The organism is Agrobacterium sp. 22-226-1, from assembly GCF_053522345.1.
The window spans coordinates 221810-242867 of record NZ_JBNWCP010000008.1; the positions used below are offsets into that span (position 1 = coordinate 221810).

The 21058-nt window shown below is 60.5% G+C and carries 23 protein-coding genes and 1 pseudogene; 8 read left to right on the top strand and 16 right to left on the bottom strand.

Annotation, left to right across the window (positions count from 1 at the left end; genetic code table 11):
* Positions 1 to 318 precede the first annotated feature (318 nt).
* From ACQZ5K_RS15955 to ACQZ5K_RS15985, 7 genes are all read right to left on the bottom strand, one after another.
* On the bottom strand, positions 319 to 1311 hold the full coding sequence (locus ACQZ5K_RS15955) for an ABC transporter substrate-binding protein (RefSeq protein WP_448740806.1): 993 nt from the start codon (positions 1309 to 1311) through the stop codon (positions 319 to 321).
* 20 nt (positions 1312 to 1331) lie between these two features.
* Positions 1332 to 2204 carry an ABC transporter permease gene (locus ACQZ5K_RS15960; RefSeq protein ID WP_448740807.1) on the bottom strand — a complete coding sequence of 291 codons (873 nt, stop codon included), beginning with the start codon at positions 2202 to 2204 and terminating at the stop codon, positions 1332 to 1334.
* The gene (locus tag ACQZ5K_RS15965) at positions 2201 to 3076 is read right to left on the bottom strand and encodes an ABC transporter permease (protein WP_448740808.1); all 876 of its coding nucleotides are present in this window, start codon (positions 3074 to 3076) and stop codon (positions 2201 to 2203) included. Before ACQZ5K_RS15965 ends, ACQZ5K_RS15960 begins: the two co-directional genes overlap by 4 nt.
* A gap of 237 nt (positions 3077 to 3313) precedes the next feature.
* On the bottom strand, positions 3314 to 4108 hold the full coding sequence (locus ACQZ5K_RS15970; protein ID WP_220317311.1) for an ABC transporter ATP-binding protein: 795 nt from the start codon (positions 4106 to 4108) through the stop codon (positions 3314 to 3316).
* On the bottom strand, positions 4105 to 4548 hold the full coding sequence (locus ACQZ5K_RS15975; RefSeq protein ID WP_162935823.1) for an NUDIX hydrolase: 444 nt from the start codon (positions 4546 to 4548) through the stop codon (positions 4105 to 4107). Before ACQZ5K_RS15975 ends, ACQZ5K_RS15970 begins: the two co-directional genes overlap by 4 nt.
* The gene (hydA, locus tag ACQZ5K_RS15980) at positions 4545 to 6002 is read right to left on the bottom strand and encodes a dihydropyrimidinase (RefSeq protein WP_448740809.1); all 1458 of its coding nucleotides are present in this window, start codon (positions 6000 to 6002) and stop codon (positions 4545 to 4547) included. Before hydA ends, ACQZ5K_RS15975 begins: the two co-directional genes overlap by 4 nt.
* On the bottom strand, positions 5999 to 7246 hold the full coding sequence (locus tag ACQZ5K_RS15985; protein WP_448740810.1) for a Zn-dependent hydrolase: 1248 nt from the start codon (positions 7244 to 7246) through the stop codon (positions 5999 to 6001). The genes hydA and ACQZ5K_RS15985 overlap by 4 nt, the downstream gene beginning before the upstream one ends.
* Positions 7247 to 7506: 260 nt before the next feature.
* Here ACQZ5K_RS15985 and rutR point away from each other — a divergent pair, with 260 nt between their 5' ends.
* From rutR to ACQZ5K_RS16000, 3 genes and pseudogenes are all read left to right on the top strand, one after another.
* Positions 7507 to 8148: an HTH-type transcriptional regulator RutR gene (gene rutR / locus ACQZ5K_RS15990; protein WP_003520582.1), complete on the top strand. Its 642-nt coding sequence runs from the start codon at positions 7507 to 7509 to the stop codon at positions 8146 to 8148.
* Between the two features lie 254 nt (positions 8149 to 8402).
* Positions 8403 to 8726: pseudogene (locus ACQZ5K_RS15995) on the top strand (DUF2325 domain-containing protein); the annotation flags it as partial.
* Positions 8707 to 8997, top strand: coding sequence for a hypothetical protein (locus ACQZ5K_RS16000; RefSeq protein ID WP_448740811.1), 291 nt, complete (start codon positions 8707 to 8709; stop codon positions 8995 to 8997). The pseudogene ACQZ5K_RS15995 and the gene ACQZ5K_RS16000, both read left to right, overlap by 20 nt.
* A 3-nt stretch (positions 8998 to 9000) precedes the next feature.
* Here the strand turns inward: ACQZ5K_RS16000 and ACQZ5K_RS16005 are convergent, their stop codons facing one another.
* The 5 genes from ACQZ5K_RS16005 to uppO all read right to left on the bottom strand — a co-directional run bounded on the left by ACQZ5K_RS16005 (position 9001) and on the right by uppO (position 12001).
* Complete coding sequence (locus ACQZ5K_RS16005; protein ID WP_080851014.1) at positions 9001 to 9396, bottom strand: DUF423 domain-containing protein; 396 nt, start codon at positions 9394 to 9396, stop codon at positions 9001 to 9003.
* Positions 9393 to 9794 carry a globin domain-containing protein gene (locus ACQZ5K_RS16010; RefSeq protein WP_003520577.1) on the bottom strand — a complete coding sequence of 134 codons (402 nt, stop codon included), beginning with the start codon at positions 9792 to 9794 and terminating at the stop codon, positions 9393 to 9395. The genes ACQZ5K_RS16005 and ACQZ5K_RS16010 overlap by 4 nt, the downstream gene beginning before the upstream one ends.
* A gap of 103 nt (positions 9795 to 9897) precedes the next feature.
* Positions 9898 to 10251, bottom strand: a complete 354-nt coding sequence (locus ACQZ5K_RS16015; RefSeq protein WP_448740812.1) for a HepT-like ribonuclease domain-containing protein — start codon at positions 10249 to 10251, stop codon at positions 9898 to 9900.
* A complete protein-coding gene (locus ACQZ5K_RS16020; RefSeq protein WP_003520575.1) occupies positions 10251 to 10547 on the bottom strand; it encodes a nucleotidyltransferase family protein in 297 nt (98 codons plus the stop codon). The genes ACQZ5K_RS16015 and ACQZ5K_RS16020 overlap by 1 nt, the downstream gene beginning before the upstream one ends.
* Before the next feature lie 38 nt (positions 10548 to 10585).
* On the bottom strand, positions 10586 to 12001 hold the full coding sequence (gene uppO / locus ACQZ5K_RS16025) for a polysaccharide biosynthesis phosphomannomutase UppO (protein WP_448740813.1): 1416 nt from the start codon (positions 11999 to 12001) through the stop codon (positions 10586 to 10588).
* Positions 12002 to 12258: 257 nt separating this feature from the next.
* Between uppO and uppM the strand changes: the two genes are divergently transcribed.
* Positions 12259 to 13881 carry a polysaccharide biosynthesis protein UppM gene (gene uppM, locus ACQZ5K_RS16030; protein ID WP_448740814.1) on the top strand — a complete coding sequence of 541 codons (1623 nt, stop codon included), beginning with the start codon at positions 12259 to 12261 and terminating at the stop codon, positions 13879 to 13881.
* A gap of 22 nt (positions 13882 to 13903) precedes the next feature.
* On the opposite strand, the gene ACQZ5K_RS16035 is transcribed toward uppM, so the two are convergent.
* A complete protein-coding gene (locus ACQZ5K_RS16035; RefSeq protein ID WP_003509414.1) occupies positions 13904 to 14113 on the bottom strand; it encodes a hypothetical protein in 210 nt (69 codons plus the stop codon).
* 245 nt (positions 14114 to 14358) lie between these two features.
* Here ACQZ5K_RS16035 and uppL point away from each other — a divergent pair, with 245 nt between their 5' ends.
* A complete protein-coding gene (uppL, locus tag ACQZ5K_RS16040) occupies positions 14359 to 15159 on the top strand; it encodes a polysaccharide biosynthesis UDP-hexose transferase UppL (protein WP_400156394.1) in 801 nt (266 codons plus the stop codon).
* A gap of 190 nt (positions 15160 to 15349) precedes the next feature.
* Positions 15350 to 15598, top strand: coding sequence for a hypothetical protein (locus ACQZ5K_RS16045; protein ID WP_174057267.1), 249 nt, complete (start codon positions 15350 to 15352; stop codon positions 15596 to 15598).
* 17 nt (positions 15599 to 15615) lie between these two features.
* Here the strand turns inward: ACQZ5K_RS16045 and uppJ are convergent, their stop codons facing one another.
* Together uppJ and uppH are read right to left on the bottom strand one after the other, a co-directional pair.
* The gene (gene uppJ / locus ACQZ5K_RS16050; RefSeq protein WP_448740815.1) at positions 15616 to 16560 is read right to left on the bottom strand and encodes a polysaccharide biosynthesis UDP-hexose transferase UppJ; all 945 of its coding nucleotides are present in this window, start codon (positions 16558 to 16560) and stop codon (positions 15616 to 15618) included.
* Positions 16561 to 16568: 8 nt separating this feature from the next.
* Positions 16569 to 17480, bottom strand: coding sequence for a polysaccharide biosynthesis endo-1,4-beta-xylanase UppH (gene uppH, locus ACQZ5K_RS16055; RefSeq protein ID WP_233283546.1), 912 nt, complete (start codon positions 17478 to 17480; stop codon positions 16569 to 16571).
* A gap of 177 nt (positions 17481 to 17657) precedes the next feature.
* Here uppH and uppI point away from each other — a divergent pair, with 177 nt between their 5' ends.
* Together uppI and uppG are read left to right on the top strand one after the other, a co-directional pair.
* On the top strand, positions 17658 to 18728 hold the full coding sequence (gene uppI / locus ACQZ5K_RS16060; protein ID WP_271045312.1) for a polysaccharide biosynthesis UDP-hexose transferase UppI: 1071 nt from the start codon (positions 17658 to 17660) through the stop codon (positions 18726 to 18728).
* 2 nt (positions 18729 to 18730) lie between these two features.
* Positions 18731 to 19810, top strand: a complete 1080-nt coding sequence (uppG, locus tag ACQZ5K_RS16065) for a polysaccharide biosynthesis glycosyltransferase UppG (RefSeq protein WP_448740831.1) — start codon at positions 18731 to 18733, stop codon at positions 19808 to 19810.
* A 40-nt stretch (positions 19811 to 19850) separates the two neighbouring features.
* Here uppG and ACQZ5K_RS16070 read toward each other — a convergent pair whose 3' ends face one another.
* Entirely contained in the window at positions 19851 to 20921 is a 1071-nt protein-coding gene (locus tag ACQZ5K_RS16070) for a GNAT family N-acetyltransferase (RefSeq protein ID WP_448740832.1), read from the bottom strand.
* Between the last annotated feature and the right edge of the window lie 137 nt (positions 20922 to 21058).

Consider the following 21058-nt stretch of genomic DNA (forward strand, 5'->3'; position numbering starts at 1 on the left):
TATAGGTCGAGATATTGTAATTCGTCAAATGGGTTACCAACGAAATAGGCGAGGTGCTTATACCTTCGAACTATCGGCGCATTCTGGCAAAGCCTCCAAAAGAAGATCGACACCAGATGGGAAATCGAGTTGAGCGTTTCTCACCGACGTCATCCTCGGCCCTGTGCCGAGGATCTATAACGTTGTGATTTTGTTGACGTGGTTAGATCCTTGGGACAAGCCCAAGGATGACGTCGAGAGAATTGGCGCCTTGGTACCAATCATAAATCAGAACGCGCGGACCTCCCGCGCGCTCAATTATCTAGGCGTCACTTCGAACTATTTCAGCGCCGCATCGGTGATTTCGGTCGTGAAGGCACCGGAGGGTTCCTTGGTGATGACCGGGTCGGAACCGCCGCCCAGCAGCGTCTTGACCGTGCGGTCATAGTCCGCCTTGTCGAGCGCGCCCTTCGAGCCGGCGGTGAGTTTTGCCACTTCGCCCATCATGCGCTTCTGGTGTTTTTCGGTCTGGGCGCCGGAGGCGTCGTTTTCAAGAACGATATCGGCGGCGTCGTCAGGGTTTTCTTCGGCCCATTTCCAGCCTTTCATGGAAGCGCGGACGAATTTGACCATGTCTTCCTTGAACTTGGCGTCTTTCAGCTTGTCTTCCAGAACGTAAAGCCCGTCTTCCAGCGTCGCCACGCCTTCCGCCTCGTATTTGAAGGTGACGAGTTCCTCCGGCTTGATGCCGGCATCGATGACCTGCCAATATTCATTATAGGTCATGGTGGAAATGCAGGCGGCCTGTTTCTGCAGCAGCGGATCGACATTGAAGCCCTGTTTCAGAACGGTCACGCCGTCCGCCCCGCCGGCGGTCGGGATTTTCAGGTGCGCCATCCAGGACAGGAACGGATATTCATTGCCGAAGAACCAGACGCCCAGCGTCTTGCCCTTGAAATCTTCCGGCTTGGAGATGCCGGTTTCTTTCAGGCAGGTTAGCATCATGCCTGACGATTTGAACGGCTGGGCGATATTGACCAGCGGCACGCCTTTTTCGCGGGTGGCGAGTGCGGATGGCATCCAGTCGACGATGACGTCCGCACCGCCGCCGGCCAGAACCTGCGCCGGTGCAATGTCCGGGCCGCCGGGCTTGATGTCGACATCGAGGCCTTCGGCTTCGTAAAAACCCTTGTCCTTTGCGACGTAATATCCGGCGAACTGCGCCTGGGTCACCCATTTCAGCTGCAGGGTGATCTTGTCGGCGGCCTGCGCGCTGAATGCCGTCATCACTGACGCGCCGGCAAGAAGCATGGATGCAAGTTTCATTTTCATCGCTGTTCCCTTTTTCGTTATTACGTTCGTCCCCCACGGACGGACGGATGCCAGAAGGTGACGGCCCGCTCCGCGAGCGCCACGAGACCATAAAAGCCGGAGCCGGCGAGTGCGGCGACCGCGATTTCGGCCCAGACCATATCGACATTGCTGCGGCCCATTTCCGCAGAGATGCGGAAACCCATGCCGACGATGGGCGTGCCGAAGAATTCCGCGACGATGGCGCCGATCAGCGCCAGCGTGGAATTGATCTTCAACGCGTTGAAGATGAAGGGCCAGGCGGCGGGCAGGCGCAGTTTCAGCAATGTCTGCCACCAGCCGGCGGCATAGGTGCGCATCAGGTCGCGCTCCATGTGGCTGGAAGCGGCAAGCCCCTGCACCGTGTTCACCAGCATGGGGAAGAAGGTCATGATAACGACGACGGCGACTTTCGACTGCCAGTCGAAGCCGAACCACATGACCATGATGGGAGCGATGCCGACGACCGGTAGAGCGGAGACGAAATTGCCGATGGGCAGCAGGCCGCGCTGGAGGAAAGGCGAGCGGTCGATGAGAATGGCGACGAGGAAACCGAGGCCGCAGCCGAGCACATAACCCGTCAGTACCGATTTGATGAAGGTCTGGCGGAAATCCGCCCAGAGGATCGGCAGGGAGTCGGCGAGCCGTGCGAGGATGGCGCTCGGAGCCGGCAGCAGGATGGGCGGGACGGAAAAACCGCGCACCACGCCTTCCCACAGCGCGAGGATGGCCAGTCCGAAGAGGAGCGGCACGGCGATGCGACCGATACGTTTTGCCGCTGGCGTGGAGACGTGGCGGCGCACCAGCCATTCGTTGAAGGCCCAGGCGGCAAGCCAGAACAGGATCGCGCCGAAAAACCAGCCGGGATGGGTCATGGCCGGGCTCCCATTCTCTTGAGGACGGCGGCATGGGCGATGCCGATGATGGATACGAGAAGGGCAGCCACACCGGCGGCCATGAACAGCGCCGCCCATATCTGCACCGTCTGGCCGTAATAGGAACCGGAAAGCAGACGCGCGCCGAGCCCGGCAACGGCGCCTGTCGGCAATTCACCGACGATGGCGCCGACCAGCGCAATGGCGACGGCGATCTTCAGCGAGGTGAAGAGATAGGGCAGCGCTGCGGGCCAACGCAGCTTCCAGAAAATCTGGCCGGGTGAGGCATTATAGGTGTGCATCAGGTCGAGCTGGATCGTTTCCGGGCTTCTGAGACCCTTCACCATGCCGACGACGATGGGGAAGAAGGAAAGATAGGTGGAGATCAGCGCCTTCGGCAGCAGCCCGGAAATGCCGATGGAGTTCAGGACGACGATGATCATCGGCGCGACGGCAAGGATGGGGATGGTCTGGCTGGCGATGATCCACGGCATGACAGAGCGGTCCATGGCGCGGTTATGCACGATGGCGACGGCAAGCAGGATGCCAAGTACCGCGCCGATGGCGAAACCGAGCAGGGTGGCCGAGAGCGTAACGCCGGCGTGGTAAATGAGGCTGCGCTTGGAGGTGATGGCCTTGTTGACCGTGGTGTCCCACAGTTCCGCGGCAATCTGGTGCGGGGCGGGGAGAACCGGACGCTCCTGGACGAAGGTTTGCGGCAGGAGTTCGAAGAAGCCCGGCGTTTGACCGGCGCGGGTGGCCTGATCGCGGGCGAAAGGCATGTTGAGATAGATGACAGCGAGGTGCCAGAGGATGAGGATGGCGAGGAGGACGGTTAGGATGGGGAGGAGGCGGTGGCGGAGGAGGGTCATTGCGGCGCCCTCGGTGGGTGGGGGTTCCGTTTGCTCCGAGGGTGCGGCTTACCCCCCTCTGTCCTGCCGGACATCTTCCCCTCAAGGGGGGAGATCAGCAGGAGGCTCGCTCGTCGTTTTGCCCTCAAGCCTCGAGATGGGCGATACCTCGCCGCAGGTCGATCTCCCCCCTTGTGGGGGAGATGCCCGGCAGGGCAGAGGGGGGTAACGCTTGCCGCAACGGCGTCTTTTCCAGCCTCACCCCTCATAGCTATGCCCCGCCTTCAGCCCCTCACGCACCCGATGCGCAATCGCCAGAAATTCCGGTGTCTCGCGAATCTCGAGCGGCCTTTCCCGTGGCAGGGTGGATGTGATCACATCCGTCACCCGGCCCGGCCGGGGCGACATCACGACGATCTTGGTCGAGAGATAGACCGCTTCGGGAATGGAATGGGTGACGAAGCAAATTGTCTTGCCGGTCGCATCCCAGAGTTTCAGAAGCTGTTCGTTGAGGTGATCGCGCACGATCTCATCCAGTGCGCCAAAGGGTTCGTCCATCAACAGCAGGTCGGCGTCGAAGGCGAGAGCGCGGGCAATGGAGGCGCGCTGCTGCATGCCGCCGGAAAGCTGCCAGGGATATTTCTTGCCGAAACCGTTGAGATTGACGAGATCGAGCGTGCGCTCGATGCGCTCGCGCTGCTCGGCCTTGGTATAGCCCATGATTTCGAGCGGTAGCGCAATGTTCTTTTCGATGCTGCGCCAGGGATAAAGGGCGGCGGCCTGGAAGACATAACCGTAAGAGCGGTCCCGGCGGGCGTTTTCCGGCGTCGTGCCGTTGACGGTGATGTCGCCGGAAGTGTGTTTTTCAAGATCGGCGATGACCCGCAGGAAGGTGGTCTTGCCGCAGCCGGAAGGGCCGATGAAGGAGACGAAATCGCCCTTGCCGACCTCCAGGTCGACATTGGAGAGTGCGTGTACCGGGCCATCGCCCGTTTCGAAGGTGAGGCCGAGATTTCTGGCGGAAACGACGGAATAGGGGGAGGCCTGGTTCATCTGGGCTTGGTTTCGCTTTCCGTCAGGGCCGCGCGCGCCAGCGGCAGCATTTGTGTTTCCGTAAGCCTTGCGATCGTTACGCCGGGGTGGCGGTCGAGATCGAGCCAGCGCACTTCCTCTATTTCCGCCTGCGGGGCGACATCCGCATGAAGCCTCGCGATGAATGTATGGGCGACGACGTCGGCCCCCGTCTCATTGGCGGCCTCCTCGCGAAAGACGCCTTCATAACGGGCGGCATTTTCGGGAAGCGTCAGGCCGATTTCCTCGGCAAGTTCGCGGTGAAGCGCCTGTTCCGGCGTTTCGCCCGGATCGATCTTGCCGCCCGGCTGCATGAATTGCGTGGTGCCGCGTTTGCGCACGACCAGCATCTGTCGCCGCTCATTGAGGAGAACGGCTGCGGCGATGACGATTTCGCGTTTCGGCCCGGCACTCACGGTCATACACCCGATGCCGGGATGCCGCTGCGCTCCACCTTGCGCGGCGCGACGAGTTCCTTCCAGGTGGAGAGCGCCCGGCTGACGGCGGGATAGGGATCGCGGGCTATGAACTGGCCATGGCCCGGCTGCGTTTCGATGGTGGCCTCCTCGATGCTGACGAGACCGCGCGACAGGGTGTAGCGCGGCAGGCCTTTGACCTTCTGCCCTTCGAACACGTTGTAATCGATGGCCGATTGCTGGCTCGCCGCGCTGATGGTCTTTTCCAGCGCCGGATCCCAGACGACGATATCGGCATCGCTGCCGACGAGGATCGCGCCCTTTCTGGGATAGATGTTGAGGATCTTGGCGATGTTGGTGGAGGTGACGGCGACGAATTCGTTCATCGTCAGGCGGCCGGTTGCCACGCCATGGGTCCAGAGCAGCGGCATGCGATCTTCCAGCCCGCCGGTGCCGTTCGGAATCCTGCGGAAATCGCCAAGGCCGAAGCGTTTCTGCTGCGTGGTAAAGGCGCAATGGTCGGTCGCCACGCATTGCAGCGAGCCGGAGGCGAGGCCCGCCCAGAGGCTGTCCTGATGCTGCCGGTTGCGGAAGGGCGGCGACATCACCCGGCGGGCGGCGTGATCCCAGTCGGCATTGGCATATTCGCTTTCATCGAGGATCAGGTGCTGGATCAGCGGCTCGCCATAGACCCGCATGCCATTTTGCCGGGCGCGGCGGATCGCTTCATGCGCCTGTTCGCAGGAGGTGTGGACGACATAAAGCGGGGCGCCGGCCATATCGGCGATGATGATGGCGCGGTTGGTGGCCTCGCCTTCCACCGAGGGCGGGCGTGAATAGGCATGCGCCTCCGGTCCGACATTGCCTTCCGCCATCAGTTTTTCCTGCATCTGCGCGACGATATCGCCGTTTTCCGCATGCACGAAGGGGATGGCGCCAAGCTCGGCGCAGCGCGAGAAGGAGGCGAACATCTCGTCGTCATTCACCATCAGCGCGCCCTTATAGGCCATGAAGTGCTTGAAGGAGTTGATGCCCTTTTCCCGAACCACCGTCTTCATCTCGTTGAAGACCTGCTCGCCCCACCACGTGACGGCCATGTGGAAGGAATAATCGCAATTGGCCCGCGTCGCCTTGTTGTCCCATCGCTGCAGGGCATCAAGAAGCGACTGGCCGGGCTCCGGCAGGCAGAAATCCACCACCATGGTCGTGCCGCCGGCAAGCGCCGCGCGCGTGCCGCTCTCGAAATCATCGGCGGAATAGGTGCCCATGAAGGGCATTTCCAGATGCACATGCGGATCGATGCCGCCGGGCATGACGTAACATCCGGTGGCATCGAGTACCGTGCCGCCGCTCAGATCAGGCCCGATCTCGGTGATCCTGCCGCCTTCGATCCTCACATCGGCCTTGTAGGTGAGGTCGGCGGTGACGATGGTGCCGTTCTTGATGATGGTGGCGGTCATTCCACGATCTCCGCAGTCTCAAGCACCGCATGCAGCAGCACGTCGCAGCCGGCGGCGGCCCATTCCGGCGAAATTTCCTCGGCCTCGTTGTGGGAAAGCCCGTCCACGCAGGGGCAGAAGATCATGGTGGAGGGGGCGACCCTTGCCGTCCAGCAGGCATCGTGGCCGGCGCCGGAGATGATGTCCATGTGGCTGTAGCCGAGTTTTTCGGCGGCAGAGCGCACGCGGCCGACCAGAACGGGATCGAAGGTGACGGGATCGAAATGGCCGATGGCTTCGATGGAGCAGCCGACGCCGAGTTCTTCGGCGATCTGCGGCACTTCGCGTTCGAAGATGGCGCGCATGCTGTCGAGTTTCGCCTGTGAGGGGGTTCTAAGATCGATGGTGAAGACCACCTTGCCGGGCAGCACATTGCGGGAATTGGGCGTGAAGATCATCTGGCCAACGCCGGCGACGGCACCGGGCTGGTGGGCCATGGCCACCTCCTGCACCTTTTCGAGAATGCGGGCGGCGGCAAGGCCGGCATTGACGCGCATGGCCATCGGGGTGGAGCCGGTATGCACCTCCTTGCCGGTCAGCTTCACTTCCAGCCACCACAGGCCCTGGCAATGGGTGACGACGCCGATCTGTTTGCTTTCCGCCTCAAGGATCGGCCCCTGTTCGATGTGATATTCGAAATAGGCGTGCATTTTGCGCGCGCCCACCTCTTCCTCGCCCAGCCAGCCGATGCGCTTCAGCTCTTCGCCATAGGTCTTGCCGTCGGTATCGGTGCGGCCATAGGCATAATCGAGATCGTGAATGCCGGCGAAGACGCCGGAGGCCAGCATGGCCGGGGCAAAGCGCGCGCCTTCCTCGTTTGACCAGTTGGTGACGGTGATCGGGTGTTTGGTCTTGATGTTCAAGTCATTCAGGCTGCGCACCACCTCCAGCCCTGCCAGCACGCCGAGCACGCCATCGAATTTGCCGCCGGTCGGCTGGGTGTCGAGGTGGCTGCCGATATAAACGGGAAGCGCATCCGGGTCCTCGCCGGGGCGGGTGGCGAACATGGTGCCCATGCGGTCGACGCCCATCGTCAGGCCCGCCGCCTCGCACCAGCGCTGGAACAGGCGGCGGCCTTCCGCATCCTCATCCGTCAGCGTGCGGCGATTATTGCCGCCGGCAATGCCGGGGCCAATCTTCGCCATATCCATCAGACTGTCCCACAGACGGTCGCCATTGACCGTCAAGTTCTTACCCGCCGCCATGAAGTGTCGTCCTCACCCGTTTTGTTTTTATCGAAGCAAAGCTTGTGCCGTTCCCTTTTTTGCCGGTTAAGATAACAGCCATTGCCTTGTGATGGCGATGGGGGATAAATTGACCGGCTGGTAAACATTGCAAATTCGCGGTGGCGTCAGCAAGGGATTTTCGTGACGAATCGCAGTAATTTTGCCTAAACTGTACGCGTAGATTATTTTTTAAGCATACTGTAACGGCAATTGCATGGAAAAGAAACAGAGAGCTGAGAATGGCCATACCGCGCGCAGCGAAAACACAGAAGCGGACCCGCATTCAGGAAGAAAAGCAGGAAGCGATTCTTGAAGCCGCGCTCAGTGTTTTTTCCACAAACGGGTTTCGCGGCTCCACCATAGACCAGATTGCCGAGGCGGCCGGCATGTCGAAACCGAACGTGCTTTATTATTTCCGCACCAAGGAGGCGATGCATCGCGCGCTGATCGAGCGGGTGCTGGACACATGGCTCGACCCGCTGCGCGCTTTCGATGCCGAGGGCAATCCTGAAAGCGAGATTCGCTCCTATATTCGTCGCAAGCTGGAAATGTCGCGCGATTTCCCGCGTGAAAGCCGCCTGTTCGCCAATGAAATCCTGCAGGGCGCGCCGCATATCGAGGATGAGCTGAAGGGGCCGCTGAAACAACTGGTGGATGAAAAGGCCGAGGTCATCCGCGCCTGGGTGAAGGCTGGACGGATGGCCAAATGCGATCCTTATCACCTCATTTTTTCCATCTGGTCGACCACCCAGCATTATGCGGATTTCGATGTGCAGGTGCGGGCGGTGCTGGGTGAGAAGAATGGCGGCGAGGGCCGTTTTGAGGATGCGGCCCGGCATCTGGAACAGCTTTTCATGGGCGGATTGCGGATAAACGGCTGAACGGAACCGTTCTCGCGAATATGTGATCGATTCTTTATGCCGAAACATGAGGAAAATTATCACCTTTATACTTTACTCCAAAACTCATCTTTATTATGGTGCCGGCATCCCGAACGTCCGGGGCATTGAAAAATCAACCGGCAGGTGAGGGAATGGCGCGCAAGGAAAAGAAGAAGGCCGAACGTGGCGGCAAGCAGGGCAAGGGCGCTCCCCAGACCGAGCGGGATGTGGCCGAACAGCAGCTTTCCGGTCCCAAAAGCTTTCTTTATGTCGGCGGCCGTGACTGTCAGGTTGCGCATCTTCGCCAGATCGCCAGCAATTTCGGCGCGGAGCTCATTCATCACGATGGCGGCCTGCGTGAAGCCGTCTCCCGCATCGATACCGTTCTTCCCTCCGTCGACTGCGTTTTCTGCCCGATCGACTGTATCAGCCACGATGCGTGTCTGCGGGTGAAGTCCGGTTGCAAGAAATTCGGCAAGACGTTCATTCCGCTGCGCAACGGCAGCAAATCCAGTCTGGAGCGGGCGCTGCAGACCATGAATGAACGGACCTCCAGCGATGAGCGACGAGCGCAATAATTTTAAGGGTGAAGAGCCGGCGGCGGAAGCCTGCCGTGTGGAACTGCACAAGATGGCCGAGCAGGCTGCCGATCCGGCCCTGACGGATATCTATGAAATCATCGGTGAACGCGAAAGGCGCAACCGCCTTGCCAGAAGCGGCGGCAATGTCCTGACCTTTCCCTATCTGCGCACCCGCCAGCCCGGTGAAACGCCGTCCTTCGAAATCGGCGCGGCGGCCGAAGAGGGCCGCAATATCCTCTCGTTTCGCTGGACGCGGCGTAAGGGCTAAAGCCTAACCCTTCGGCTTCAGAAACGCTCCCGCGCACAGTACCAGCCATCCGGCGATCATGCCGAGGCCGCCCGTGGGTGCGGCGTAGGGAAACAGGCTGTGGCCGGAAAAATGCCGGGTGACGAGATCGCCGACAAAGACCGCAGTGCCGAGGCCGAGGATCAGGCCTGCCGGAATGGCGGTTCTGATGCGATCCGCGCCGATATGGAGGGCCACCAGCACCGGCGCATGCGCCAGCGCCATGGCCGAGGCATTGCCGAGCATATAGGTTTCGCCGGTGTGGGTGGCGGCGGCAGCAAGCATGACGCCCGCAGCACCCAGCAGGCCGCCCAGCAACAGAATGAAGGCCCGCAATCTGTCGCGGGGCAGGCTTGCGATGGTCGCGCTCTGCGTGGTCATTGGCTGTCCGCCTCCTGGTTCTGCATGTGAAAGGCCAGCCGCTCCACCGGCGTCCAGATGATCTCGCGCAGCTTTGAATTTTCGATGGTCTCGTCCATGGCGCGGCGGAAGCAGAGCAGCCATTCATCCCGCTCGGCGGGGCCGATGGGCGCGACGAAATGACGCCGCCGCAACATCGGATGGCCGTGTTTCTCGACATAGACGGGCGGTCCGCCAAGATATCCCGTCAGATAATCGTAGAACTTCGCCTCGCTGCCGGAAAGATCGGCGGGATGAATGGCGCGGCAGCGCGCCGCTTCCGGCAGGGTATCCATCAATTCGTAAAAGCGCCGGGTCAGCGCCCTGACGGTCGCATCGCCACCTATCGCTTCATAAAGGGTAATGGTCTCGCCGCTCATAATCCGCCTCTTGTGGCCCTCCGGTCCTTATCGCTCCATGGAGCCGGAAGAGCAACAGGGCACAGGCGGGGTGCGACATTTGCGACATGGCGCTGATAAGTCCTCAGTTTTCACTTTCGACGGATCGTTGGATAGCCTCAACAGCGATTTTGAGCGGCACCACATGTTCGGTGACCACGGCCCAAACGACGTCATCCGCGATCTTGTGGTACTCATGACGCAGAATATTGCCGATTCCGCGAATCTGTTTCCACGGTACGTCCGGCGTAAGCTCCAGCAAGTCATCGGGTAGGTGACGGGACGCCTCGGAAACGATTTCGAGGGCGCGTTGCACGGCGAGTTTGAGGAGCCAATTTTGCTGGAAATCAGCGAGTGACAGGCCTGTGGTGTGGGTCTCAATGCCGTTTATGGCCTCCAGAATTTCGGCGAGAACCGGCCCGACCCTGCGTCTGGTCATCAAAATATCCGCACGGCGGATTGCTCGATGTCATTCCGGAGCAGCGGGTGGAGGCTGTTGCGTGTCGTCACGTCGACTTCCACGGCCAATTCTTCTTCCAGAAACTGCTTGATACCGACGAGATCGATCAACGAAAAACGGCGGCCCGGATCATAGTCGATGAAGATGTCCAGATCGCTGGAGGCAAGGGCCTCATCGCGGGCCGTCGATCCAAAAAGATAGAGCGACGTCGCGCCCATGCTTTTCACTGCATGGGCGTGGCGCTTGAGTTTCCTGATTGCGTCCGTTCTCTTCATGCGCGCAGCTTACACCATCGCGTATGCGGCATCCACTCTCACCCAAAATTACGGATGAGATCGAGTCCCTTTTCCAGAAGCGTTTCGGCCTCGTCCTGATTGGCGGCTTCGACGTAGCAGCGCATTTCGGGAGCGTTGCCGGAAGGGCGGAAATGGATGGTGCTGCCATCGGTAAGCGCCACGCGCAGGCCGTCGATGTCGCTCAGCGCCTTCACGGTGCCGACCGGCGCGAGGAAGGCTTCGAGATTGCTGCGCGAAGCGCGCAGATGCGTCATCAGGGCGGCGCTCTTTTCCTGCGCGAAATTTTCCAGGCGGTCGGCGGCGGCGACCGGCAGGTTATAGGCGGCGGCGATCTGCGACAGCGGCTTTTTCTGTTCTGCCGAGAGAAGCAGCACGGCGAGAACCGGCAGGAAGCTGTCACGCGTCGGCAGCGGCGAAAGCGCCCTGCCGTTAAGTGTGAAGGCGGAGGCCGTCAGCAGGCCACCATTGGCCTCGAAGCCCATGACGCCGTTCTTGCCGGCGGCGAGCGCCTCAGCCATGCCCGCGATCACGAAGGGGGAGCCGACTTTAGTGCGGACGACGTCGAACGAACCGCTCGCCTCGATGCCGGAATTGGAGGTGACGGGGGTGACGACCACGCCGGCGCCGAGGAAATTGGCGGTGATCAGGCCGATGAGGTCGCCGCGCAGCGGCACGCCGTTTTCATCGGTCAGCAGGGGACGGTCGCCGTCGCCATCGGCGGAAACGATGGCGTCGAGACCGTGCTCCGGCGACCATTTCTTGAGAAGGGCCAGCGTTTCCGGCGAGACCGCTTCGGTATCGACAGGGATGAAGGTTTCGGAGCGGCCGAGCGGAACGACATCCGCACCATAATGGGCAAGCACGTCGACAAAGAGATCGCGCGCCACCGTGCTGTGCTGGTAAACGCCGATCTTGAGGCCGGAGAGCGCCTTTTCCGGCAGCAGCGCGATGTTGCGCTCGTAGAAAAGTTCGGCTGCGGTGGCGGAATGGTCCTCGGCGGTCGCCGCCTCGTCGCTGATGCCTTCCGCTTCGATTTCGGCGGCAAGAGCGGCAATCGCCGTCTCGTCCTGCTTGTCGATTTCACCGTCCGGACGGTAGAACTTGATGCCGTTGCGGTCGGCCGGGATATGCGAACCGGTGATCATCAGCGCGCCCGCCTTCAGCGACAGGCCATAAAGCGCCAGCGCCGGTGTCGGCACCGTGCCGCAATCGAACGGGGTCAGGCCGGCTTTTTTGAGCGCGGCGATGCAGGTGGCGGAAACATCCGGGCTCGAATCGCGGAAATCGCGGCCGACGAGAATGGGATCGCCCGCCTTTGCCTGGCCCGATGTGAGAAGGTGCCTCGCAAATGCCGTGGCATAGACGGCCGAGGCTTTTCCTTTCAGATCGACAGAGAGGCCGCGAAGGCCGCTCGTTCCAAATTTCAGGCTCATTCCAAACTCCGTTTCGATAAAATCTTTGAGGGTCAAATGGATAATGCAAAAATATAACGGTTGAAAGAACCGTATCGATCCATTCGAGTCAATCATCCCTTTCAACGTGGCCGCGAATAGGCGATGATGGCGAGACTGATGCGGGTAACCTAAAATTCACCCGTCATATTTAAACTTGTCCGTCGATAGCGGCTCTGGCGACGATGGGAACCCTCTGTTGCCGGCCTTTTTGTGGTTCGTTCGAGTTGGATTGGCTGATGTACAGGCTTCAAAAGGCGGGACATAAGCAGGCACGTCCGCTCGATGAAAAAACGGCGCCTGCCGCGAGAACCCATGGTTCCCTGCTGGACGATCTGGTGGATGAGGACGAGGTTTTCGAGCGCACGGTGCTGAAGGAGCATCTGGAGCCGAAACCGGCGAAGACCGTCGCCGAGCCGGCTGCGGCCGAGACGCCGGTGAAGGCGGCTTCGCCGAGCGGCAGTCTGGCGGCTGCTCTGCCGGGCCTGAAACATATCGACAGGATCGGTGTGGATGACGTCATCCTCTGGCTTCGCAAAGGCATTGTCTGGATCGTGCTGGCAATCGTTCTCTGCGTCGCCGGCGCGCTCACCTACGCCTCTATGACGCCGCCGCGCTACAAGGCCTATACGGATATCGTCGTCAATCCTTCCAACCTGAACGTCGTCAATGACGGGGTGTTTTCGCCCAATCAGCAGCGCGACACGCAAATCCTTGAGGTGGAAAGCAAGCTGCGCACCATCACCTCGCGCAACGTGCTGGCACGGGTGGTGGACGAGCTGAAGCTCGATCAGGACCCTGAATTCATCAGCCCGCCGCCGCTCGCCCGGCTGAAGGCGATGTTCTCATCGAAACCGGAAGATGACGACAACCGTGTCGGCGCGCTTCGTTCGCTCGGCGATCGGGTGGCGGCGGAACGCGACCCGCGCTCCTTTGTCGTGACGCTTTCGGTCTGGACCAATGATGCCGAAAAATCCGTGACTGTCTCCAAGGCCATCGTGAAGGCTTTCGAAAGCGAGCTATTCCAGACAAACTCCGACAGCAGTCAACGCGTCGTTGACGATCTCAGGAAGCGGCTCGAGGAAATGCGCGAGAATGTGACCGCCGCCGAAAAGCGCGTGGCCGATTTCCGCCGCGAGAACGGCCTGCAGGAAAATAACGGCCAGCTCGTCAGCAATCTGGCTTCCGGTGAGCTGAACGCTCAGGTGCTTGCGACCCAGCAGCGCCTCATTCAGGAAGAATCGCGCCTCAAGCAGATGGAGGCGGCGATTGCGCAGAACCGCACCCAGAGCGACGCCATATTCGACAGCCAAACGATGAATACGATCCGCGCGCAATACAGCACGCTGCAACAGCAGATCGGTGCGATGACGCTGACCTATGGCGCGCGTCATCCGCGTCTTGCGACCGCGGGTGCGGAGCGGGCGATGCTGGAACAGGGAATGGCGGATGAGGCGCGGCGTATCCTTCAAGCGGCAAAGATCAACGTCGCGGAGGCGCGCTCCTCACTCGATGCCCTGCGGTTGAAAGCGGTGGCGGAACGCGCCAATGTCTTTACCGACAATGAGGCGCAGGTGCGGCTGCGTGATCTCGATCGTGACGCCCGCTCGGCGGCGGCGATCTATGAGACTTATCTCACCCGCTCACGCCAGCTGGCCGAACAGCAGTCGATCGATTCCACCAATGTACGGGTGATTTCTCAGCCGGTTGCGCCCAATTCCAGAAGCTGGCCGCCGGGCAAGCTGACCTTCCTGATTGCCGGCGGCATGGGCGGCCTGTTCCTTGGTCTCGCAATTGCCGTGGCGCTTGGCCTCTGGGGTTATCTTCGCCGGGACGATCACGCGGATGTCGCGGTGCGGTGAGACAAAGCGGCTGCGTGTCGCCTTATTCTTCCGAAATCAGACCGTCATAAACTTCGAGCAGGGCGGCGGCGATGGCAGCGCCCAGCGCATTGCCGGCATCGCGAATTCCCGCCTCGTCGCCGTCGCGAACCGAAATGGCAAGATCGGACGCCTCGTTGGCGACGATTTCTTTCGCCCGTTCTATCGCCCAGAGGCCGAAATCGCCGCGATTGTCGATCGAGATTGTTTCCATGGCCGGAGCCCTTCCGTGGTTTGATTTCCGCGTCCCTTAACCCATCGGCTGGAAAACCGGAATAGGCGGAAAATGTGGCGCACAACCTTCAGGCGTGTAAAATGCCTGCCGCATACGGGGATTTATAAAAATATTAATGATAGTTCTTCGTAGTGTTTGAAGCCTTATACCCTAAGCATAAGCATGAATATAACAATGAAACGATGCCTATCTTGGACACCGGACAGATTATGACAGGGAGAGAGATGCCGGATGCGGAGGAGACTGGTCAGGTCTGGCCGGTTGTTCCGCTTGCGGCGTTGCCCATTACCGACGCGACCATCGACGAAACGGCGCGGGATTTCATCCTGCGCGCGACGACGGCGCGTGCGGCCGGTGCAAGACCGTTTTATTCGACATCGGCAAACGGTCAGGTCATCGCGCTCTGCCATCACGACCGGGAATTCGACGCCATGCTGCGGCAGGCGGACCAGATTCATGCCGATGGCATGTCGCTGGTGATCTTTTCCCGCAAATTCTGCCCGAAGGCGTTGAGAGAACGGGTTGCGACCACGGATCTCGTTCATGCGGTTGCGAAGCGCGCCGAAGAGACGGGCAGCCGGTTCTATTTCCTCGGCGGCTCCGAAGAGGTGAACCGCGCGGCGGTCGAGGAAATGCAGAGGCTTTATCCGCGCCTCATATTTGCGGGGCGGCGCAACGGTTATTTCAGCCGGGCCGAGGAAGAGGCGATCCTCGCCGATATCGCGGCATCCGGGACGGATATTCTCTGGGTTGGTTTCGGCATACCGCTGGAACAGCGTTTCGTCTCGCGCAATCTGGACAGGCTTTCCGGCATCGCCGTGATCAAGACCTGCGGCGGCCTTTTCGATTTTCTCGCCGGCAAGAACAGCCGGGCGCCGCAATGGATGCAGGATATGGGGCTGGAATGGCTTTACCGGGCCATGCTCGAGCCGAAGCGGCTTGGAAAACGTTACCTGCTGACCAATCCTATCGCCATATATTCGCTGCTGAAGTATCGCTTCGGGGCTTCGGGACAAGGCCGCTAGATCATCGCGACAAGCAGCTGCCGCGCGAAGAATAAAACTCCCGCGCGCCTCCCGCCCGACAATATAAGATTTTCCTAACTTATTGAATGGATGCGCTGCGTCGCTGAAATCCGTTGCAACTGCGAACATCTGCGCTACACTGCATCAATATTACAAATTTATTCGAATCATAGATTTATTGAGGCCACCAATGGTGATTACGTCCATTTCTCTTTTCATATATGGAATTGGCACCGTTACCTCTCTCGCCATGACCTATATCGAAGGCGCCCGCCGCGACAAGGACTGGGATTTTTATCGCGTCACCGGCATTGTCCTTTGTTTCTTCTGGCCGGTGCTCGTGCCGCTCCTCGTCCTCGCGACGGCCTTGGCGTCGTTCGGTTTCCAGAAACGGTTCACGAATACGATCTCGCTCGGCAGGCAAAAAACCCTTAGCTGAGCCGAAACTATCCCGCTTCAGCTCTTCTTCGCCGGCGCCTTGTAGGGCGTGAGCGTAATGCCGAGGCTTGCCATCACGCGGCCGATGGACATCAGCGGCGGATGCGTGGCTGGCAGCAGGGTTCCGGTTTTCACGAAGGCGGAAACGGCGCGGACAAGAGACAGGCACAGGCTGACGGCGTTTTTGGCGGCAAGCAGCAGCCCGCCTTTCAGGCCGGGGCGTCGGGCACGGTCGATGCTGTAATTGATGATGCCGGTTCGGAGCGAACGCTCCATGATCCAGCGCGGCGCCATGCGGTTTTCCGGCACATATTCGATGATGAGCGCTTGCGCATTCCAGGCGAATTTGAAACCTGCCTTGCGGCAGCGGGTGAAGAAATCCATGTCGCCGCCGCCGAGGAAGTTGAAGCGCACGTCGAATTCCGGTTTCGCCAGCGTCTCGAAAACCCGCCGTGAGATCAGGCAATTGCCCGATCCGTGGATTTGCTCGACGGGGCCGGTCGGCGCTTCGATGGAGCCGAACAGCGGATGCGAGAGAACCGCCTTTGGAGCCGGGGCGTCGAATTCCCGGTTGACCGGGCCGCCGACGATATCGACGCCGAAGGATTTCGCCGCCGAAACCATTTCGGCAAGCCAGACGGGGGAGGCGGCCTCGTCGTCATCGATCATCAGGAACCACTCAGCCGAAGCATATCTTTGCCGGGCGGTGCGGAAGGCGGTGTTGATGGCGTAACAATTGCCCTGCGTCGGTTCGACCAATGCCTCGCCGGCCATGCCGCTTTCGGCGAAAAAGGCGCGCGCGACCGCAAGACCCGCCTGGCCCGCGCCGTCGTTATCGACCACGACGATGGCGAAGGGAAAATCGACCTTCTGGGCCGCGAGTGACCGAAGCGTCTTTTTCAGGCCTTCCGGCCGGCGGAAACTCGGAATGCACACCACCGCTTCCGGCATGATTTCGGACATGGAAACTCCTAAATTCCGGCAAGCGCTGCGGCGGAAAAAACGACGGCCCTGAGGCTCTGGCGCGGGCGATTGAGGAAGGTATCGGCCAGCGCCGAAAAGGCCTCGCGGTAGCGGCGGGCGCGGAAGGCCTGCGCCACGGTATAGGCATTCATGTGGTTTTCGGACCGGCGGCGAAGCCGCCGCAGTTCCGGCGGCGAAACGGCAGCGACGATGGCCGGGTCGGAAAAAACGGCCTCGATTGCCGGTTCGCAATCCCGGAAGGTCAAAAGCCGGTTCATCATCACGCTCGTCCTGTGCACGCGGTAATCCAGCACATGGCAGCCGGGCAGGTAAACGAAGCGGCCGGCGGCGGCGAGCCTGCACCAGCCATACCAGTCTTCGGCATAACGCAAAGTCTCGTCGAAACCGCCGAATTCCTGAAAGATGCGGGTCCTGACCAGCATGATGCCGCCATTGACGATGAAGTTGCCGCCGAGCAGCGGCTGGAGAATGAAACCATCGGGTTTTTCCCGGCGGCGAATGAGGTTACGCCGCCCGATCTTGACGCCGTTTTCATCGATGCGCTCGTAATCGCCATAAACGGCGACGACATCCGGCCCGGAAATGCCGGCGCAAAGGGCCGCTATGGCGCCCGGTTTCAGGCGATCGTCGGCATCGAGAAACATCGTCCATTCGCCGCGCGCCTGCGACAGGCCGAAATTGCGCACGGCGGAAACGCCCTGCCTTCCCTGTGGCCGGGCAAGCAATTTGACGCGAGGGTCGGAAAAACCTTCCACCTTTTGTGCGGTGGTGTCGGTGGAGCCGTCATCGACCACCAGCACTTCGCCGATGGTCTCGCCCTGCAGCAACACGCTTTCGATCGCTTCCACGATGTAACGCTCGCCATTGCGAACGGGAATGACAATCGAAACGGAAACCAAGACTTCAAACTCCATGCGGCGTGGGCCAAGAATTCGCACAGCGAAGTTACTACCGCATTAAGCGGGTCTGGCCAATTATGACGTGGTATAACGTCGGTTAACCTTGCAAATCTTTAATATCCTTTTCCTATGATCGGAATGTTATGTTTTGGGAATAAAGGTTGCGGAGGCGGGTGCATGCGGATCGGGCGGCGGAATTTTATGGGCGGTGCGGCAAGCGCTGGCCTGCTGCATGCCGTGGCCGGCCCGGCCTTTGCCGCGCAGAAGAAAGCGGCAAGCAAAACCGCTCCTTACGGCGCGGCCGTTTACCTGCCGGATCTCACCGCCGATAGCCGCATCGGCGAGGCGGTGGTGAAATATTGCTCGCGCATCACCCCCGTTACCGAAATGAAATGGGAGGTCCTGCGGCCTTCGGCGGAGGTATTCGATTTTGCCGCTGCCGATGCAATCGCCAACTTCGCCCGTCAGCACAAGCTTTCCATGCACGGCCATCCGCTGATCTGGTATGCCTCCAACGCGCCCTGGCTTGCGAGCATCGGCGGCGGTGTGAAGGTCGAGAAGTTGATGGAGACTCATATCGTCACGGTGATGGAGCGTTATAAGGACGTGATCCATAGTTGGGACGTGGTCAATGAGCCGATCCCCGACGTGCCGGGCAATGTGCGCGCGCGGCGCGATGCCTGGTATTACGGCGCCGGGCCGGACGCCATCAAGAAAGCTTTCGAGATCGCCCATGCCGTCGATCCGAAGGCGCAGCTCGTGCTCAACGAATATGATGTGGAATTTGCCGCCGAGAAATCGCCGGCCAAGCGCGCGGCCTTTCGCAATCTCATTCTCGAACTGCTGGAGAAGGGCGCGCCGATCAACGCCGTCGGCCTGCAGGGGCATTTGCGCGGCGGCTGGCCGATCGCCAAGGACGAGCTTGCCGCCTTCACGACGGAAATGCGCAGTTACGGTCTTGCCGTTCTGGTGACGGAGCTGGATGTGATGGACCAGACGCTGCCCGCGCCGGAGGCTGAACGCGATATGCTGATCAACGGCCAGGTCCGCGAGTTTCTGGAGGCGGCTTCCGCGGGCGGTGCGCTTTCCTCCATCACCACATGGGGCATCTCGGATCAATATAGCTGGATCCGCTGGGCCTATCCACGCCGGGACGGCACCGCCAACCGGCCGCTGCCGCTGGACTGGAGTTTCAACGAAAAACCCATGATGGCCATCATCAATGAATTCCGGAACCGTGGTGCATGACTATGAATGCTGAAATGCCGCTTCCTCCCGTGCAAAAGGCGCTGCAAATCAACCTGCACCCCTTCGATGCCCCGCATGCGGCCCTGACCCTGCCGCATCAGCTCAGGGTCTGGGGCGGACAGGTGGACCGCATTCTCCTCACCGTCGATACGGGCCAGGTGGGAGCCGGTCGCTACAAAGGCAACGGTTTCGATGCGGCGCGCCAGCGTCTCTTCGACATGCTGGAGGAAATGCAGACCAATTATCCGCATCTGCATGTGGATATCGTCGATTACAGCGATGCGGCGCGCAGCGCCGTGACGGAAACCTTCTTTCCCCGCTCGCCGATCCCCTATCCCGCCAAGGCTTTCGATGGCGGGCCTTTCCATGTCTATTTCTACGGGCTGAAACGTGCCAATGCCCGTTATGTGCTGCATATGGACAGCGACATGATGTTCGGCGGCGGCAGCCAGAGCTGGTTCGGCGAGGCCATCGCGCTCCAGAAGGCCAATCCGGATGCGCTGTGCATCACGCCCTTTTCCGGGCCGCCGACGGTGCGCGGCGATCTGGATATTTCCCGCCATGTCGGCATGCCCGGCGTGAAGAATATTCCTGCGCCGCGCAAGCTGCCGTCGCGCATTCCCACCTGGCGTTTCGCCACCGTTTCCACCCGGCTTTTCATGATCGACATGGAACGTTTTGCGAAACGCATAGGCTCGCTGGAACTGCTCAAGCCCGATGTCAAACGGCGCATCCGCTCCTATGCCTATAACCAGCAGCCTGTCTCGATGCCCGCCGAGGAGGTGCTGAGCACGAACATGATGCGCAAGGGTGTTTATCGCCTCGATTTTCTCGGCACGGGCAAGGGCATGTATTCACTGCATCCGCCCTATCGCTCGCCGGAATTTTATGCGGCGCTGGCCTCCATCGTCGAGCGCATCGAAAAGGGCGATATTCCGGAAGGCCAGCTCGGCGATTTCGATATTAACGGGTCGATGGTGGACTGGACCAGCGCGCTGGCGGCCAAGACGCGCTCCAAACGTTACGCGAAAGCGCTGCGCCATCTCATCTCGGCCAATGTCGCGCGGTTCAGCAAGGCTTGAGGGTTTCGATCCGTCTTCCGTCGTGAGGCGGGGCGGGGGCTCAATAGTCGGTGATGAGCTTGCTCCAGCTCTCCGAGCACAGTCCGCCAATATAGATATCGCCGGCCAGCGCCCTTTCCCGCAGGGCGTCGTCGCGCGTCGCCATGCAGAAATAGCCGTCATGGCGGAAGCTCATGTGGTTCTGGCGGTAAAGCGCGTTGATGAGAAAGGGCTGCGCCATGCCGGTGACATGGGCATAGTTCTCGTCATCGAAATGGCGGAACAGGGTGTTGAGCACATCGTTTTCGCAACCGGCATCGCAGACGAGATTGAGCACATAGGCCGTTCTGCCCCGCTGGCCGAAAAACAGCGCAGCGCCCATGGCATGGCCTTCGGCATTTTCGATCAACACGCCCTTCAGTTCGCCGAGGCTTTCATTGGCCCTGCTCATCTCTATCAGCCAGTGGAATTCCTCGTGAGACCATTCCGGGCGAATGGAAAAACGCTCGATCATCGCGAGCGCCCTGTGTCGGAAGGTTTCGTAATCCACGGTTCTCACCGTGGCGCCCGCGGCTTCCTGCGGTCTCAGACCCTTTTTCCACCGCCGCAGAATTCCATCCACAAATCCGAGCGCGGTGAGCGCCAGCGTGGTCTTTGCCAGTTTCGAACGGCGCGGCATGCGCAGCGCGATGGTGCAGAAGGGTTTGAGCGCTTTGTGCCATTGCAGGCTTTCAATAGGCAGCATGTTGCCGCCGGTCGCCACCCAGTGATCGGCGCTGACGGGTGAAGCCGTATCCGAGAACAACATGTCGTGTTTGGATGCCCGCATGCCGCGGGACAGGCGAGCCGCGCCGAGTGCGCCGCGTTTCCCGTCCGATGCGAAGGCGCAGAGCAGCCTTGCGGTAATGGTTTTTCCATTCGCAACGAAGCGCATGGGCACGGCGAGAATGACGCTGGTGACCCCGTTCTCCCCGGCATCGTAGACAACGCTGCCGTTTTCCGGACTGAAGGCGGGACTGCCGAAAAACAGTTTTTCGATATAAGAGCCGAAATCGAAGTTCCGCTCTTGCCCGGTCTTCTTGAAAGCGCTGTTGAGCACGGCCTCGACAGCCGGGACGTCTTCCCTGCGCATGGGGCGGATGCCGGACACACCGATTTGAACCGGGCGTTGTGTCAAGTGACCGCTATCGCCATCGTCCATATGGGTGTGTATCGGAACGTCCACCGTCGGCCCCCACCTTTTGTGCATTGACGAAATCAACCATAGGC